Origin of the sequence: Flavivirga sp. 57AJ16, assembly GCF_028736925.1 — a bacterium.
Taxonomy (GTDB): domain Bacteria; phylum Bacteroidota; class Bacteroidia; order Flavobacteriales; family Flavobacteriaceae; genus Flavivirga.
This window is the reverse complement of sequence record NZ_JAQZAT010000003.1, coordinates 300928-319227: the sequence shown is the minus strand read 5'-3', so window position 1 is coordinate 319227 and position 18300 is coordinate 300928. Positions and strand designations below refer to the sequence as shown.

Annotated in this window: 18 protein-coding genes; 8 read left to right on the top strand and 10 right to left on the bottom strand. The window is 33.8% G+C overall.

Annotated elements, in window-relative coordinates:
• Positions 1-435 precede the first annotated feature (435 nt).
• From PQO00_RS05305 to PQO00_RS20315, 10 genes are all read right to left on the bottom strand, one after another.
• Positions 436-888 carry a tRNA (cytidine(34)-2'-O)-methyltransferase gene (locus PQO00_RS05305; RefSeq protein WP_274183783.1) on the bottom strand — a complete coding sequence of 151 codons (453 nt, stop codon included), beginning with the start codon at positions 886-888 and terminating at the stop codon, positions 436-438.
• 43 nt (positions 889-931) lie between these two features.
• The gene (gene trpA / locus PQO00_RS05300) at positions 932-1696 is read right to left on the bottom strand and encodes a tryptophan synthase subunit alpha (protein WP_274183782.1); all 765 of its coding nucleotides are present in this window, start codon (positions 1694-1696) and stop codon (positions 932-934) included.
• 47 nt (positions 1697-1743) lie between these two features.
• Entirely contained in the window at positions 1744-2028 is a 285-nt protein-coding gene (locus PQO00_RS05295) for a GIY-YIG nuclease family protein (protein ID WP_274183781.1), read from the bottom strand.
• A gap of 42 nt (positions 2029-2070) precedes the next feature.
• Positions 2071-3252 carry a tryptophan synthase subunit beta gene (gene trpB, locus PQO00_RS05290; RefSeq protein WP_274183780.1) on the bottom strand — a complete coding sequence of 394 codons (1182 nt, stop codon included), beginning with the start codon at positions 3250-3252 and terminating at the stop codon, positions 2071-2073.
• An 82-nt stretch (positions 3253-3334) separates the two neighbouring features.
• The gene (locus PQO00_RS05285; RefSeq protein ID WP_274183779.1) at positions 3335-3967 is read right to left on the bottom strand and encodes a phosphoribosylanthranilate isomerase; all 633 of its coding nucleotides are present in this window, start codon (positions 3965-3967) and stop codon (positions 3335-3337) included.
• 117 nt (positions 3968-4084) lie between these two features.
• Positions 4085-4867 (bottom strand): indole-3-glycerol phosphate synthase TrpC, encoded by a 783-nt coding sequence (gene trpC, locus PQO00_RS05280; RefSeq protein WP_274183778.1) that lies wholly within the window; start codon positions 4865-4867, stop codon positions 4085-4087.
• A 155-nt stretch (positions 4868-5022) separates the two neighbouring features.
• Positions 5023-6018 carry an anthranilate phosphoribosyltransferase gene (gene trpD, locus PQO00_RS05275; RefSeq protein ID WP_274183777.1) on the bottom strand — a complete coding sequence of 332 codons (996 nt, stop codon included), beginning with the start codon at positions 6016-6018 and terminating at the stop codon, positions 5023-5025.
• Between the two features lie 356 nt (positions 6019-6374).
• Positions 6375-6944 (bottom strand): aminodeoxychorismate/anthranilate synthase component II, encoded by a 570-nt coding sequence (locus PQO00_RS05270; RefSeq protein ID WP_274183776.1) that lies wholly within the window; start codon positions 6942-6944, stop codon positions 6375-6377.
• 246 nt (positions 6945-7190) lie between these two features.
• On the bottom strand, positions 7191-8594 hold the full coding sequence (locus PQO00_RS05265; protein WP_274183775.1) for an anthranilate synthase component I family protein: 1404 nt from the start codon (positions 8592-8594) through the stop codon (positions 7191-7193).
• A 75-nt stretch (positions 8595-8669) separates the two neighbouring features.
• On the bottom strand, positions 8670-9083 hold the full coding sequence (locus PQO00_RS20315) for a GIY-YIG nuclease family protein (protein ID WP_337992825.1): 414 nt from the start codon (positions 9081-9083) through the stop codon (positions 8670-8672).
• 491 nt (positions 9084-9574) lie between these two features.
• Between PQO00_RS20315 and PQO00_RS05255 the strand changes: the two genes are divergently transcribed.
• From PQO00_RS05255 to PQO00_RS05220, 8 genes are all read left to right on the top strand, one after another.
• Entirely contained in the window at positions 9575-10120 is a 546-nt protein-coding gene (locus PQO00_RS05255; RefSeq protein WP_274183774.1) for a TlpA disulfide reductase family protein, read from the top strand.
• Between the two features lie 195 nt (positions 10121-10315).
• A complete protein-coding gene (locus PQO00_RS05250) occupies positions 10316-10939 on the top strand; it encodes a thioredoxin family protein (RefSeq protein WP_274183773.1) in 624 nt (207 codons plus the stop codon).
• Between the two features lie 129 nt (positions 10940-11068).
• Positions 11069-11386, top strand: a complete 318-nt coding sequence (locus tag PQO00_RS05245) for a rhodanese-like domain-containing protein (RefSeq protein ID WP_274183772.1) — start codon at positions 11069-11071, stop codon at positions 11384-11386.
• A gap of 10 nt (positions 11387-11396) precedes the next feature.
• Positions 11397-11795: a rhodanese-like domain-containing protein gene (locus PQO00_RS05240; protein ID WP_274183771.1), complete on the top strand. Its 399-nt coding sequence runs from the start codon at positions 11397-11399 to the stop codon at positions 11793-11795.
• A 384-nt stretch (positions 11796-12179) separates the two neighbouring features.
• Positions 12180-12449: a hypothetical protein gene (locus tag PQO00_RS05235; protein WP_274183770.1), complete on the top strand. Its 270-nt coding sequence runs from the start codon at positions 12180-12182 to the stop codon at positions 12447-12449.
• A gap of 595 nt (positions 12450-13044) precedes the next feature.
• Positions 13045-15297 carry a tetratricopeptide repeat protein gene (locus PQO00_RS05230; RefSeq protein ID WP_274183769.1) on the top strand — a complete coding sequence of 751 codons (2253 nt, stop codon included), beginning with the start codon at positions 13045-13047 and terminating at the stop codon, positions 15295-15297.
• A 346-nt stretch (positions 15298-15643) separates the two neighbouring features.
• On the top strand, positions 15644-17134 hold the full coding sequence (locus PQO00_RS05225; protein WP_274183768.1) for a sulfatase: 1491 nt from the start codon (positions 15644-15646) through the stop codon (positions 17132-17134).
• 524 nt (positions 17135-17658) lie between these two features.
• The gene (locus PQO00_RS05220) at positions 17659-18228 is read left to right on the top strand and encodes an RNA polymerase sigma factor (protein WP_274183767.1); all 570 of its coding nucleotides are present in this window, start codon (positions 17659-17661) and stop codon (positions 18226-18228) included.
• Positions 18229-18300: the final 72 nt, after the last annotated feature.

Sequence of the window (18300 nt, the reverse complement as noted above, 5' to 3'; positions counted from 1 at the left end):
AACTATTGGCAAGGGTTTTTGCTGTAGTGAACAGAGGGGTACCATATGTTGATACAATGGGATATGCCGCTTAAGACAATAGAGAAAATTTATGATAAAAAATTTGCTAAAGTCATAGGATACGAAATGCTAATAAAAACTAGAACTCCAATAGGTCTTCGACTTTAGCCTGTCTTGAGCGGAGCCGAAAGGCTCAGACTGACATTACGGCCTTAACTTAATGACATTGAGCCTAGTTACGGCGAGTATTTTTAACGAAGAAATTCGGTTTTTTACTCTGAAGATTCATGTTATTTTATATTGATTTAGCTATATGTGCTCTATTTGAAAATGATGATACATCTAAGAGCACCTTGAAGCAGAGAAAAAGTTAAAGCGATATAATGAATATGTTGAGGAGTCGTGAAAAAGAAAAGTGAATAGAAACAAGGCTGATCACTGTAATTGCCTAATCCCCTCATAAACCACAATACTAACCGCATTAGCGATATTCAAACTTCTAACCTGTTCACTGTACAAAGGAATCTTAAAGAGTTTATTTTGGTTAGCTTTAATAAGAGGTTTTGGCAGACCAACGGATTCTTTTCCAAAGATTAAAAATAGATGGTCTTCAAAAGGAATATCCCAATGGTTTTTAGTTCCATGACTAGAAAGAAAAACCATTTTTTCATTTTTGTTTTTTAAGAAGAAATCATCTGTGTTATCATAATAAGTCACCGATAGATGCTGCCAATAGTCAAGTCCGGCTCTTTTTAATCGCGTATCATCAATCTCGAAGCCAAAAGGTTTTACCAAGTGTAAATGAGAACCTGATGCTAATGCCAACCGACCTATATTGCCAGTGTTATTAGGTATTTCGGGTTCTATTAAAACGATGTTTAAAGGCATATTTCTTCATTCCTGCGTAGGCAGGAATCTTATTAATTGAAACTTAATTTTTAATTCCAGTTATAAACTTCTTAATAGAGCCTACCCCTTCGTTTGTAACATATTTTACAAAAGCACTACCAATAATCGCTCCTTTAGCGTATTGTGTTGCCTGTGTAAAGGTTTGGTTGTTACTAATGCCAAACCCAACAATTTGAGGATTGTTAAGATTCATATTCCCAATGCGTTCAAAGTATTGGGTTTGTTGGTCCCCAAAACCAACTTTGGCCCCCGTTGTACTGGCACTGCTAACCATATAAATAAAGCCATTTGAAATGGAGTCTATATAACGAATACGTTCATCGCTGGTCTGCGGTGTTATTAAAAACACATTTATTAAGCCATAGTTCTCAAAAATGGCTTGGTATTTTTCATGATATACATCTACAGGCAGATCGGGGATTATTAAGCCATCAATACCGATTTCCTGGCATTTTTTACAAAAAGTTTCAACACCATATTGAAATATTGGATTGAAATAGCCCATAATGATTAAAGGAATGTCAACGGATTGTCTTATACCTTTTAATTGACCGAACAGGACTTCGGTGGTCATACCGTTTTTTAAAGCTTGTGTGGAACTTGCTTGAATGGTTGGCCCATCTGCCAAGGGGTCACTAAAAGGTAAGCCAATTTCGATCATGTCAACACCATTTTTTTCTAAATCCTGAATGATGGAAACGGTGTCATTAATATTTGGATAACCTGCTGTGAAGTATATTGAAAGTAACTTCTTGTCTTCTTGTAGTTTTTGGTTTATTCTGTTCATTACAAATGAATTTTTTCATTCCCTCGGAGGAGGGAATCTTTTAAATTTTAAATATATTCCGAAAGATCTTTCCAATTAGGGTTTAAACTATTTATTAGATTGATTTTCCATTCTCGATGCCATTTTTTTATTTGTCGTTCTCGTTTTATAGAATTATTTACATATTTGGTTGTCTCAAAATAAATCAACTTGTTTACATTGTATTTTCCCGTAAAACTTTTTAAACTATTATTTTTATGCTGTGCTAAACGTTGTTTTAATTGTTTTGATCTGCCTACGTATAAAACCGTATGATTTTTATTGGTTAATATGTAAACATAATGAATATCCATAGTTAGATGATAAGATTTCCGTCTTCACGGAAATACAAAAAATCATAAATTAAAATAATTTATGTATGTATTCAAGTCTTTATCACCCCGACCAGATAGACTTACTACAACGACATCGTCGGGCTTAAATGTTTTTTGTTCGAAAATAGCTAGTGCATGAGAGCTTTCTATGGCGGGAATGATACCTTCTAATTTACATAATTCTAATCCGGATTTCATGGCTTCATCATCTGTGATTGCCATAAATTCTGCGCGCCCTGTTTTACACAAGTGGGCATGCATAGGCCCAACACCAGGATAATCTAAACCTGCCGAAATAGAGTAGGGCTCGGTTATTTGACCATCGTTTGTTTGCATTAACAGGGTTTTACAACCATGTATAATCCCTTCTTTTCCTAAAACAGATGTTGCAGCACTTTCACCAGAATCAACTCCTAAACCGGCAGCTTCTACAGCAATAATATTAACATCGTCTTCATGTAAATAGTGATAATACGTTCCGGCTGCATTACTTCCGCCTCCAATACAAGCAACTACATAATCGGGATTTTCCCTGCCTTCATGTTCTTTTAATTGCCATTTGATCTCTTCTGAAATAACCGATTGAAATTTGGTTACCATATCCGGATAGGGATGTGGGCCGATAGCAGAACCTATAATATAATGGGTGTCTACGGGATTGTTTATCCAATCTCGAATGGCTTCGTTGGTGGCATCTTTTAAAGTACGGCTTCCAGAAAGAGCGGGTACCACGGTAGCTCCTAACATTTTCATTCTGGCAACGTTTGGTGCTTGTCTTTTAATATCGATTTCGCCCATATAAACAATGCACTCCAAGCCCATTAAAGCACAAACGGTAGCCGTTGCAACACCATGCTGCCCAGCACCAGTTTCGGCAATAATACGATGTTTGCCTAAGCGCTTGGCCATGAGTATTTGACCAATGGTATTATTTATTTTATGAGCTCCCGTATGGTTTAAATCCTCACGTTTTAAATAAATTTTGGTGTTGTATTTTTCTGAAAGGCGTTTTGCAAAATAGAGCGGGGAAGGACGTCCCACATAATCTTTTAAAAGTTGATCGAATTCTTTTTGAAAGCTAGGATCTGCCATTACTTTAAGATAGTTTTGGCGTAACTCTTCTACATTAGGATATAGCATTTCTGGAATGTACGCCCCTCCAAATTCACCATAATACCCTTTTTCGTTTACGTTGTAATTCATAATTTTATCATTCCTGCGAAGGCAGGAATCTGTTTGATTTTATTTCATTTATAATCGATTCCACTTTACACTTCAACTCCATTTAGTGCATAAGCATGGATAACAAGTTTTGTTTAAACTTTTTTAATTTTTCAATATTCTTTAACCCGGGTTCTATTTCAAATTGGCTATTTACGTCCAATGCATAACAATATTTTGAAGCTTTACTCTGTATGAATTTTTTAATGTCCTCAATTTGATCCAAACCAATGCCGCCACTTAAAAAAAAAGGTTTGGTTGATGAATAATTATTTAATAGGCTCCAATCGAAAGTGTAACCATTGCCTCCTGGTAATTTTCCTTTGGTATCGAATAAAAAGTAATCGCAAACGTCTTCATAAGGTTTTAAAACTTCAAAATTGAATTCGTCTTTGATTGAGAATACTTTGATTATTTCTACAAAATTAATGGCTGAATCTGTGACTATTCGAGCTAAATCTTTACAATATTCTGGCGATTCTTTCCCGTGCAATTGAACCGCCTGAAGTTGATGTGTATTTATTTGTTCGATAACGTCTTCTAAATTTTCATCTACAAAAACGCCTACTTTTTTAACAGGTTCTGGTAATTCTGGAATGCTACTGTTAAAATGTCTTGCAGATTTTTTATAAAAAATAAACCCGAGATAGTCCGGTTGCAAATCTGCAACTTGACTCATGTTATCTTTATATTTCATGCCGCAAACTTTTAGCCTCACCCCAGCCCTCCCCGAAGGAGCGGGAGCTTTGTTTGTGTGCGATATGTTTTTTATGTCATCTTTCATTTGGGTAAGTATTCTCCTCCTTTGGAGGAGCTAGAGAAGGTTTTTTATAAATTGTTTGGCACTTTCTCCGGCATTATCCGTTTTCATAAAGTTTTCCCCTATTAAAAAGCCTTGATAGCCATAAGGTTTTAATGTTTTAATGGCTTCAATATGACTAATGCCACTTTCTGAAACTTTTACAAAATCATTTGGAATAAGGGCACTTAATGTTTTACTGGTTTCTAAGCTAACCTCAAACGTTTTTAAATTTCTGTTATTCACCCCTAACATATCTAATGAGGGCATAACGGATTTATGAAGCTCTTCTTCGTTATGAACTTCTAATAAAACGTCTAAATTCAAGCGTTTTGCAAATTCCGAAAATTGCTTTATTTCTTCTCTGGTCAAAATAGCTGCTATTAATAAAATAACATCGGCTCCATATGCTTTGGCTTCTAATAATTGATATTCGTCTACGATAAACTCTTTACGGAGTAATGGTAAATTGCAACTGGCTCTGGCTATTAATAAATCATCTAAAGAGCCTCCAAAATATTTACCATCGGTTAAGACCGACATACCACAAACACCAGCATCTTCATAGCCTTTTGCTACATCTTGAACGTTTAAACTTTGATTTATTACAGATTTTGATGGCGAACGCCTTTTGTGTTCTGCAATAATTCCCGATTCGCTATGTCGTAAATTGTTTGAGAGAGAGATGGTTTCTCTTTCAAATAAAACGGATTGTTCTAACTGCCTTACCGGAATAAGACCTTTACGAAGTACAACTTCTTCACGTTTATCTTTTACTATTTTATCTAATATGGTCATTTTTCAGTGTTCGGTGTTCGGTGTTCAGTGTTCAGTTTCGGTTTCAATTTCAATTTCGATTTCAATTTCGATTTCAGTGTTCGGTTTCAACTTCAACTTCAACTTCAATTTCAGTTTCGGCTTCGGCTTCGGCTTCAATTTCGATATACTGCAAACTATTTTTTACTCATTTCTATTAATGTATCTAAACTCGCCTTAGCTTTTCCCGATAGCAGCGACTCTTTTGCTTGCTCAAACCCTTCTTTATGGCTAATCTGTTTTGTGGTAGCGATGGCTAATCCGGCATTGGCACAAACCACATTATTTTGGGGTTCGGTTCCTTTTCCTTGAATGACATTCATAAATATTTTGGCAGCATCTTCTACAGTATTTCCTCCAAAAATAGATTCTTGGGTGATGGCCGATATCCCTAAATCCTCTGGTGAAAACATAGTTTCTGAATTATTGGAAATGACTTTTGTGTTTCCAGTCAAAGAAATTTCATCATAACCATCTAAAGCATGAACAATACTATAATTTTTGTCTGTATTTTGATATAAATAGCCGTATAAGCGTAACAATTCCAAATTAAAGACCCCTACCATTTGGTTTTTAGGAAATGACGGATTTACCATAGGCCCCAGCATATTAAAAAATGTTTTGACTCCCAATTCACGACGAATAGGTGCTACATTTTTCATGGCTGGATGGAATAAAGGGGCATGTAAAACACAGATGCCAGCCTTGTCGATAGATCGTTTTAAGAAATCTTCATCATTTGAAAACTTAATACCTAAATATTCCATAACGTTTGAAGATCCACAAGCAGAAGACACGCCATAATTACCATGTTTAGAGACTTTAATACCAGCTCCAGCCGCTACAAATGATGAAAGGGTTGAAATGTTAAAGGTGTCTTTTCCATCGCCACCAGTACCACATAAATCAATAGCATTAAAGTCTTTTAAATCTATGGCAATACATAACTCTAACAAGGCGTCCCTAAAACCTCGTAACTCTTCCAGGGTGATACTTCGCATCATAAAGACCGTAAGGAAAGAAGCAATCTGACTTTGGTTGTACATCCCATTGGATATGTTTACCAATACTTGTTTTGCCTCTTCACTCGAGATGCTTTCGTGGTTTATAAGTCTGTTTAATAAGTTTTTCATAGCACTCTCTGTCGCTTTGCGACATCTCTCCTAAAGGGAGAGAATTGTTTTAATTAATATATGTTTCGTTTAAGCAAGCATTGCTTTCCTGAGTAGGCAGGAACCTTTTTAATTTTACTTCTATTTTGCTTTACTTCTATTTTGCTTTACTTCATTTTGATACAAAACCCTTCGACTGCACTCGGGATAAATCAAGCCAAAAAATCATATCAAAATCAGGAAATTGCTAAAGCACCGTTCGCTTTCTCCAAGTGCCTTCTGGTACGTTCCCTAAAAATGTATTCAATACATTGTTTAATTTTTAATGATCGTTTTTTTACAACTGAGTAAGCACTGCTTACTGCCACTGTATACTGCTAACTGTTTAACCAGTTCTCTAATATTTTTTTACCATCTGGTGTTAATACCGATTCGGGGTGGTATTGTACGCCTTTTACATCATAAACTTTATGGCGTAGCGACATGACTTGTCCGTTTTCATCAAACGAAGTGGCTTCCAAACTATCTGGTAAATTGGGGTTGACAACCCAGGAATGGTAACGCCCTACTTCTATGTTTTTATCTAAACCTTTAAAAATGGGCTCATCATCAACACTAATGGTTACATGCGTAGCAACCCCATGATATACCTCGTCAAGGTTAATTAACGAACCGCCAAATACTTCACCAATAGCTTGCTGCCCTAAACAAACGCCTAAAATGCTTTTAGTAGGAGCGAATCTTTTAATGATTGGTTTTAATAAACCCGCCTCTTCTGGAATACCGGGTCCTGGTGATAATACAATCTTATCGAAAGGCTCTACATCATCTAAAACCAATTTATCATTTCTCACAACGGTAACCTCACAGTTTAAATCTTCTAGATAGTGAACTAAATTGTATGTAAAACTGTCGTAATTATCTATAACTAATACTTTTATGCTCATATTTTTTCTATTTGTTCATTTTTTTTTGATACAAAACGAACCAAAAAATCAAATCAATCTGAGGAAATTCCTGTGGAACATTCGCTTTCGGAATTTCGTGCTTAAAGCTTCGCTTTGCATCTACATTCCTTCGCTCATTATTTCTGCAAATTGATGCTCCCGACTGTGTCGGAACTTGGGACTTGACTTTTTGTTAAATTGTTTTCTCTGTTCAAAATTCTTTTCAACTTTCCAGCTTCCAACTCCTCATATCTCCTCAGCCAACTTAATAGCCTTCGTTAATGCTCCTAATTTGTTATACACTTCTTGTAATTCGTTTTCTGAATTAGATTTTGAAACTAACCCTGCTCCAGCTTGCCAATGTAATTTGTGGTTTTTACTTAAAAAGGTTCTAATCATAATAGCATGATTAAAATTACCTTCAAAGTCCATAAAACCAATGGCTCCGCCATAAAAAGAACGACTCGTTTTTTCGTATTGTTCAATGAGTTGCATCGCTCTATGTTTTGGCGCACCACTTAACGTCCCTGCGGGAAATGTATCTGCAACTACTTGCATAGTGGAGGTGCCTTTATGTTTCTCACCAGTAACTTTGCTTACGAGATGAATAACGTGTGAGAAAAACTGAACTTCTCTATAAGTATCGACGGTAACATGGCTACCATGTCGGCTTAAATCATTTCTAGCTAGGTCCACTAACATGACATGTTCTGCATTTTCTTTATCGTCCTTTACCAACTGTTTTGCTAATTCGGCATCTTGGGAATCGTTTCCAGTCCTTTTAAATGTTCCGGCGATGGGATGAATCTCAGCTTTATTATCACTTACAATAAGTTGGGCTTCTGGCGAACTTCCAAAAATCTTAAAGTTTCCGTAATCAAAATAGAATAGGTACGGAGATGGGTTTATGCTTCTTAATGCTCGATATACATTAAACTCATCACCTTTAAATTCTTGTGCAAAGTTTTTAGATAATACTAATTGAAATACATCACCTCGTGCGCAGTGTTTTTTTGCCAATTCCACATGTGTTTTATATTCATCATCTGTTAAATTAGATGTGATATCTCCTTTTGAATAGAAACTATATGATGCAAAGTTTTTAACTTTTATTAAATGGTCTATTTCATCAATATTACTTTCCGTATTATGGCAATGTGCAAAAATATAGGCTTCATTTTTATAATGATTTATAGCAATGATGTTCTGATAAACCGCATAATAAGCATCTGGAATATTTATTGAATTATCTTTTTTGGATATTTTAATGTCTTCAAAATAACGTACGGCATCATAGGCTAAATAACCAAAAATACCATTGTTTATAAATTTAAAATCGGTATCTGAATTAATCTCAAATCGTTTTGTGAATTGATGTATTTCTTCAGAGACATTCATACGATCTGTTATTTTGCTCTCTAATGAACTTCCGTCTGGAAACGTTTGACTAATAAGATCATTTTCAACTTTAATTGAAGCTATTGGATTAAAACAGATATAGGAAAAACTGTTATCGTTAGCATGATAGTCACTACTCTCAAGTAATATACTATTAGGGTACTTGTCTCTAATTTTAAGGTATATACTTACAGGCGTGATGGTGTCTGCCAGTATTTTTTTGTAGTGTGTGTATAAGTTATATTTTGTCATAAATAATTCTATGTCTTTTCCGCGAAGGCGGAAATTTTATTAATCAGTTTTGTTATTGAACTCATTTAGGCTTTTTCAATTTGCTAAAAAATGGCTGTTTTCAACTCTGCTTTTGTCTTTTTTTTCTTCCGTAGCTCTGCTATGCAACTCAAAAAAGTCTTCAACAGAGCCAAAAACTTCTAATTTTCGCTTAAATCCAAAAAGTCTAAATGAGTTCATTAAAAAAAAACTTAAATCGTTCCAATCTGGATTAAAATCATTAATTAAATTAATCTTCCAGTCTCTATGCCATTTTTTTATCTGTTTTTCTCTTTTAATAGCATCACTCGGTAATTTGAATTTTTCATAGTAAACGAGTTTGTCTAATCCATATTTACTTGTGAAGCCTTTACTATATTTATTTCTATGTTGATAAATTCTATTTTTTAAATTTCCAGACATACCAATGTATATAATGAAGTGGTTTAAACTTTTTATAATTGGCTGCAAAATGTCCTTTTATCCCCATATTTTATCTTTTTATTACTCCGTAGCGATGCTATGCAGTGCAAAAAAGCATTCATTTGGGAATAAAATCACTATTTTTCGCTTCAATCAAAAAAGTTTAAACCACTTCAATGCCATTTTTTTTATTCGACATGATATAGATATAATATATTTTTTCACTAGACATTCATTTTTCCATTTAATACGATTTTCGCCTTCGCGGAAATGACCAAAAATAAGCATTAAAAAAGGCTTGTCGTGAATGACAAGCCTTTTTTGATATTTTAAGTTTTAAATATACTAGGTTTCCTTCACGAACATAAGTTTCTGAAGCTCCACCACCAAGTATTATTTAAAATTTGATACATTTTTACTTTTTTGTTGGTTCAAATATAGAAATGAAAATATAAATACGCAATAGTTTAAAACATTTTTTATATAAAAGTTTGTTAAACTATAATATAGACATCAAAGTATTAATTAAATTTAAAGTTATGAAATTAAAACTATTAATTGTTGCAATATTGATAATAACAGGTTGCAAGCATGAGAAAAAAAGGGTTGCAGATAACCACGACATGACTAAGCATGAAGTTAACGATAAAATGAATTCGAGCGATGTTGTATTAGAGGTTTACAATTATAACGGCTTTGAAAAATTTTTGAATAAGAAAGATGATAAAATTTATGTCATTAATTTTTGGGCTACATGGTGCGCACCTTGTGTGAAAGAGCTGCCGTATTTTGAGAAATTAAATTCACAATATAGAGATAAAAATGTCGAGGTTATTCTGGTAAGTTTAGATTTTCCGCATTTATATGAATCCAAACTAAAGCCGTTTATAAAAAAAAGAAAATTAAAATCTAAAGTAATCGCCTTGGATGATGTGGATATGAATTCATGGATACCAAAAGTAAATAAAGATTGGTCGGGATCTATACCGGCAACTATTATATATAAAAATGATAGCAAAAAATTTTTTGAAAAATCATTTACTTATGAGGGTTTAGAAGCAGAAGTTAAACATTTTTTAAATTAAATATAATGAAAGCCCACAATGGGCATATGACGGACAAACGTTTAGAACAACCGAGACAAAAGGTATAACCAGAACGTTAGCTGAAAAATTAATTACAAATTTTAAATAAATGAAACGCCCAAGAGAATTGCTTTCGCACACGATGATGATTATCAAGGCGTTCCATATGACCTCTAAAACAATAAAAATAAACCTATGAAAAAAACAGTTCGAATAATTTTAGTAGCATTCATAGCGCTTTTTGTTAGTGCTTTTGCGATGCATGAAAAAAATACTATAAAGGACGGATATAAAATTGGTGATGTTGCAGAAGACTTTTCGCTTAAAAATATAGATGGTAAAATGGTGTCGTTATCAGATTATAAAGATGCAAAGGGGTTTATTGTGATATTTACTTGTAACACCTGTCCATATGCCGTTATGTATGAAGATAGAATTATGGCTTTAAATGAAAAGTACGCTTCTAAAGGTTATCCGGTAATAGCTATTATGCCAAACAATACGGATGCTAAACCAGGGGATAATATGGAAGCTATGAAAACTCGAGCAAAAAGTAAAGGGTTTACTTTTCCTTATTTAATCGATAAAGAACAAAAAGTATATCCTAAATATGGCGCTACAAAAACACCACATGTATTTTTATTACAAAAAGCAGATGGCGGTAATGTTGTAAAATACATTGGAGCCATAGATGATAATTATAAAGATGCTTCAGCGGTAAAGACGAAGTATGTAGAGCATGCTGTTGACGCTCTTTTAGCAGGAAAGGAAGTTAAACAAACAGAAACCAAGGCTATTGGTTGCGCGATTAAAGCATGATACAAAAAGTTTAAATACGTTAAAAAGAAGATGTTTATATAAAAATCTGAAGTGTAATATTTCGGATTTTTTTTCGTCTATAGTTTTAGATGTATTAATTTTGTATACACACATTATATTATACAAAAAATGGAAGATTTAACACAAGAAGAATGGGCGTCACAATTGGCAGATGATAGTAATGCCGTAGTATTAGATGTAAGGACTGATGCAGAAGTTGCTGATGGGATTATACCTAATGCCATACACATTGATATATACCAAGGACAAGCGTTTATTTCAGAAATAGAAGCCTTGGACAAAAGTAAAAATTATTATGTTTACTGCCGTTCTGGTAATAGAAGTGGACAGGCATGTGCTATCATGGATGAGTTGGGATTTGAGAATGCTTATAATCTTGAAGGAGGTATTTTGGAGTGGGAAGGTGATTTAGTCGATTTAAGTTAATAGTACATAGATGAAGCGATTCATACTGCTTTTATGCTCCGTTTTTAACTTAGGCATGATTTGTTGCAAACAGGCTCCGTCTAAAGGCGTGGTAAAAACCGTTTCTCCCAAAGAGGTACAAGCACTTTTAATTGAAAACGCCATGCTGCTTATAGATGTTAGAACTCCTAAAGAGTTTAAAGGCGGTCATATAGAGGGGGCACAGAATATAGATTTGTTTTCTGCTACTTTCGATTCAGATATCGAAAAATTAGACAAAACGAAACCTGTTATTTTGTACTGTAAATCGGGAGGGCGTAGTGCAAAAAGTGGTAGAAAATTACTTAACGCTGGCTTTACGGAAATATACGATTTGAGAGGAGGCATTACAAGATGGGAAAAAGAAGGGTTTGAAATAAAGCTTCATTAAAAGGTATCTAATACCAATTATGACTCAAAACAACCCCTATAATTTGTTTAGCTCACCATCATTTATTTTAAAAATAGGTGTTCATGAATCTTCGATTACTATTTCCATTAAATTTCAATAAAAAAGCATAACCATAACTAGGCTATGCATATGTTTTTTATCACATCTAAAGAAAATATAATTCAAATTTATTACCTGTCATTTTAAAATTCATTTGGTATTATTAGATCATTCAACTACTTTTTGAGTACTTTACCTTTTTTATTTTTAAGAGAGGAACCATTTTATTTATATTTATATAAGATTTTGATGTTTCATTAAGAAAAATAGCTTTTTTTTAAGGTTTCAACTATTTTATAAGGTTTTATTGTTTATTTAAAAAAAATGGAAAACGGTTACGTAATATTAGGTATAGTTGCATTATTGTTTTTAAGTATGTATGGTTACTCATACTTATCTGTAGCTATGGAGAAAATAAAGTTTAACAAAGAGAAGAAAAGAGAAGCTCGTAAAGAAGAATTAAGACGTCAAGAAAAGATTAAAAATCAAGAAGAGCGCGATGAGAAGTTTCGAAAGTATAATAAGCGAAGCGAAGAAATTAAACATGAGCTTATGTTGTTGGAAAAAATGAAGGAGAAGCAAAAAGTAAGTTAATTAAAAATAACACCTAACAAGTGCTAATTAAGTAGGCTGTATAAATTATTTAGAGTTAAAATTATTTGAGCCTGAACAGTAATACCACTGTTCAGGCTTTTTTATTGGTATAACTATTTATTAGTTCACACTTTGTTTTCTATTTTCTTTTTAAGCAAAACCAGCATGATAAATTTGTGGAATCTTCAATGGTGGCATCATTTGGATAATGATCAATTTACGAATCGTCCAATCACTTTCCAGTTTTGTATCCTGGATTCCTAAATCTTATTTTTTCAAGGCCCTGCCATTTAAAGAATCATTTAAAAATAGACAATGGGCCCATCGGTTCAGCAATAATATAATGCCTAGACCTGTACCAATTTAGTAGTTTAACCGTTTGAATTAATGTGCTTAAATTATTAGATTTGGTGGTATATAAAAATAAGGAATTTATCAATTCAGATTTATTCGCTGTTTTAAGGGGTTCGCAGATAAGATCGAATGGGCTTACTATATAGACAAAAAAGGATGGCCCATTTTTTGTTTACTTTTGGAACCCCTATACCTGCTTCAAAAGTGTGAAACACTTTTTGTGCAATAAGAAATATAAAATATGGAAAACATCAGTCCTAAGGCGATTGGTCTGTTATTAACTTATATAATAATCACTTTTTCGTGTAAGGAAAAATTAAAGGCTGGGTATATTGACCATAATGATACTGCTTTTATATCTGCCAATGAAATTCCGGATGCGCATTTTTTAGGTGATGCAGTTTGTAAAAAATGCCATGCGGACCAGTTTAAATCATGGGAAGGGTCTCACCATGATAAAGCGATGCAAACAGTTTCTGACTCTACGGTTTTGGCGAACTTTAATACCACATTTAAAAGTCAGGGCGTTATATCAAAATTCTTTAAAAAAGACGGGGAGTACTATGTTAATACTGAAGGACCAGATGGAAAAAAACACGATTATAAAATTGAATACACTTTTGGAATAACACCACTACAACAGTACATAGTTAAATTTCCTAATGGGCATTACCAGTGTTTAAGAACTGCTTGGGATTCTGAAAAGAATAAATGGTTTGACTTATATCCAGACTTTAAAGTAGTACATTCCGAATGGTTGCATTGGTCACGAGGCGGATTAAATTGGAACAATATGTGTTCTGATTGCCATTCGACCAACGTAAGGGAAAATTACAACGAAGCAACACATAGCTACGATACTAAGTTTTCAATAATTAATGTGAGTTGCGAAGCCTGTCATGGCCCAGGGAAAGATCATGTAACCGATGTTAATAGGCTAGGGGACGCTTACAGAAATTCCGGGAAAATGAAAATGACTTTGGATACACCTCCAAAGGAATTGGTTGATCAATGTGCTAGATGCCACATGAGAAGGGAACAGTTTTCTGGAAATTACAACTTCGAAGGGACTGTGCTCGACCATTATTACCCGCAATTAATTACTGAAGGCATCTACCATCCTGATGGTCAAATTTTGGATGAGGATTATGTGTATGGGTCGTTTGTACAAAGTAAGATGTATCACAATGATGTCACCTGTACAAATTGTCATGATGCACATTCTCTTGAACTTAAATTTAAAGGCAATAATTTGTGTGCTCAATGTCATGTTCCAGAGGTTTACGATACACCAAAACATCACTTTCATAATTCAGGTTCGGAAGGAGCACAATGTATTAATTGCCATATGTCAGGGAAATATTATATGGGTAATGATTTTAGGCGCGATCATAGTTTTAGAATTCCACGCCCAGATTTAAGCCTTAAATATGATGTGCCAAATGCATGTACTCAATGCCATAAGGATAAAAGTGACGATTGGGCTTGGGAAAATTTTAAAGCCCAATATGGTGTCCCCGATTATAAACATTTTTCAGAGCTATTAGCCCCAGGGCTCACTGGAGCAGAAAATGGAATGACTGCTTTACAAACACTGGCCAAAGACACTATATACCCTGAAATAGCAAGAGCTTCGGCGGTAAGAGCTATGAGTAATTATTTAACTTCGGAGTCTATGGATACTCTTTTAAGTTTTTTAAATGATGAATCTTCATTAGTTAAAGGGGCTTCCATTGATGTGTTGAGTGAAATTAACGCGAGCGATTATGTGAACTACTTTTTGCCTTTATTAAAGGATAATAAACGATCGGTTAGAGTGAAGGCTTTTTTCGCTATAAGTGCTTTGGACGAACTTCAAATCCCTACAGAATACAAAGATGCTTATCATAACGTTAAAAGAGAGTTTGAAGCTTATTTGAATATCAATGCCGATTTTGTTGGTGGACGTGTAAAACGTGCCAATCATTTTTTTAAAAAAGGCGATCTGCAAAAGGCTATTCAAGGTTATGAAAGTGCTTTGGCTATAGACAATATCAATAATAATGTGAGAATCAATTTAGCCAATCTTTATTATACGAACCAACAGTATGCAGAAGCCGAAGAGGCTTTTAAAACGATTATTGAACAAGAACCGGAATATGGTCCAACCTATTACTCTTATGCTTTATTGCTAGCAGAATTAAATAGAACCGAAGATGCTATTGAGAACCTCAAAAAAGCCATATTATACATGCCTCAAAATATGAGGTGCTACTATAATTTAAGTTTGTTATATGATAAAATGAATAATTTTAAAGAGGCAGAAAAAGCATTGGTTAATGGTTTAAAAATAGACCATCGAAATGAAAGTTTGTTATACACGCTGGCATATTTATATTCAAAGCATAAAGATATAGAGAAGGCGAAAAATATGGCCGCAAGGTTATTGGAAATGAATCCTCAGAATCCCCAATATATTAATTTTTATAGGCAATTAAGCGGTACTGATTTATGATATGACAATTATTGACATTGCCATACCGGTATTTGATTATTATAAATGGCAAATTCTAAATCACTCTACTTTGGTTGCCGCCTTTGATAGCTTGATGGGTTTTCTTTTGATATTTTTTTAACATTTCCGATATTCTTTCGTAATTTGCACTCAAGTTGTTCATTGTTAATGTTTTGCGATTAAACAATTTACTGATTATCAGTAAGATGAACAATTTTTTTCTTTTAAATCATAATGCACAACGGTTATAATACTATATTAACTACCATCTCATTTTAGCTAGACTTAGTAAATTAGGGACAGATTAAGGCCTAAGTATGATTTATGGAAAATTAAAATCCAACACATGAAGAAAAAGTTATTAGCGTTATTGATTTTAGGGGTCGTATTATCCTTGCCATTGAATGGGCAAAACAAACGTCCAAATGTTTTATTGTTATTGGTTGACGATCTTAAGCCAACTTTAGGAAGCTATGGAGATGATGTTGCAGTAAGCCCAAATATAGATAATTTGGCAAGTCAGGGAATGCGTTTTGATATGGCATATTGTAACCAAGCCGTTTGTATGGCTTCTAGGTATAACCTCATGTTGGGTGCACGTTCAACAAGTACAGGGATCTATAATTTTGGGACTCAGTTTAGAGATGTATATCCAGATGCAGTTACAATGCCTCAGTACTTTAAAAATGCTGGCTATCATGTTGAATCTATGGGAAAAGTATTTCACATAGGTCATGGTAATACCAATGACGAAGCTTCTTGGAGTATTCCACACCATAAAGAAAAAGTTATAGAATATCTGCTTCCTGAGAGTACCAATGGAAAATTAACACGTGAAGAAGCCTATTTCGAGAATTCACATATGTTTATAGAAGATCTTCCAAGAAACAAAGCGCTTCCCCGTGGGGCAGCATGGGAAAGTCCTGATGTACTGGATGAGGCTTATGCCGATGGACGGGTGGCAGCTCATGCTATAGATAGGTTAAGGCAACTAAGAAAGAACAAGGAGAAGCCTTTCTTTATGGCGGTAGGATTTGCGCGTCCGCATTTGCCCTTTTGCGCTCCAAAGAAGTACTGGGATTTATATAGCCCAGATAAGTTACCTATGCCAGAATTTGAAGGTTTTCCTGAAAATGCACCAGGTTTTGCGGGAAAACGTAGGGGTGAAATCTCACAGTTTAAACCTATTCCCGAAAATGAAAGCGGTATTTATGATGCCGATTTAAAACAAAAATTAATCCATGGGTATTATGCTAGTATGAGTTATATGGATGCTCAATTGGGGCGTGTAATTAATGAGCTGAAAAGACTTAAAATGGATAAAAACACGATCATCGTTTTATGGGGCGATCACGGATGGCATTTGGGAGATCATGGCACATGGACTAAACATACAAATTATGAACAGGCCAATCATATACCCATTTTAATCGTGGCCCCAGGAGTAACCAAACCAGGAAGTTCAACACAGCACCTTATTGAAACCGTTGATATTTATCCAACACTTGCAGACCTTGCAGGCTTGCCAAAGCCAAATGTGTCTCAACCTATTGACGGTATGAGTTTAATGCCTGTTTTAAAAAATGGAAGAGAAAGAATTAAAAATCATGCCTACCATGCTTACCAAAAAGAGGGGTATTTAGGCGAAGCTATAAGAACAGCACAATACAGAATGGTTAGATGGAGCAAAAAAGAAAATTCCAATTTAAAAACTGTTTATGAATTGTATGATTATAAAAATGATTTTTTGGAAACAAAAAACATTGCAGGGGATAACCCTCAGTTAGTTAAGAAAATGGAAAAACTCCTTAATTCTCATCCAGAAGCACGTAGATAGCCTAAGGAAAGAGAGTTTTAGTACTGTGTGAAGCAGATTAACAATGCCTTCTTCATTTCTAGTCAAATATAGTAAGTCCAATATTCATAAGACTTCCAAAAGCAACAGATTTTGTAGGTACCCGAAAGGGATCTCGATTTAACAAAATTTAATATTTTGTTTTCAGATTTGAAATCAAGTGGACTTATAATGGTTCAAAATTTTATTTTAAAATAGAAATCATGTGCTCGTTTTAATTGATTTCAAAGAAAAGCTTTTATAATAAACCTTAATTGCTGTATTTTTACCAAATTGGGGTGTTATATATCTTCTACAAAAAATTAAATGTAACGAATGTACTTACAAATTAAGTAAATTTTGTATGGGATACAGCCTGTATTTGCCTATATGGGAAGAGGATTCAAAATAAAATGAGTTTTCCCCTATTTAAAATAGAGCTAAATATTAATTTGGTGATTACTGAATTAGAGATAGTCCATTAAAAAAAACTCTTTTAAAATATTTTTAGTTAATTTGCTGCCACAATGGTGATTAAGCCCGAAATAAAACAAATTGAAGATTTAGCTGGTAAAGTACGAGAATCTGATAAAAGAGCTTTTAATAAGTTGTTCAATTTATTATGGGAGCAGTTATTTGTTTTTGCACAATCTATCATAATGGATGAAAGTAAAGCAAAAGATATCGTCCAGGAAATATGGATTGATTACTGGAATAGAAGACACAACATTGAAAACAAACATATTAGGGCCTATTTATATCAAGCAGTTCGCTATAAAATATATAATCACTTAAGGGATTCTAAATATAATAATGTTCAGTTAGCTGTTATTAATGAACTTCCAATAAATTCAAAAATTGAAGAACATTATAATTTAGAAGACACCCTTTTTCTTGTAAATGACTCAATAAAAAATTTACCATTAAGGTGTAAGGAAATATTCACCTTAAGTAGATTAGAGGGAATACCTAATAGTGAGATAGCAGAGCGTCTGGGAATATCTAAGCGTACTGTTGAAAATCAAATTTCCATTGCACTAAAAGCAGTAAATAAAAATTTAAAAAAGACATTTAAATTAGTCCTTTTTTTTATTTAGATCCTTAATTTATTGTCAATATCTATAAAAAAAGCAATAAAAATTGTTAAATACGAAATAATTATGTGAGTT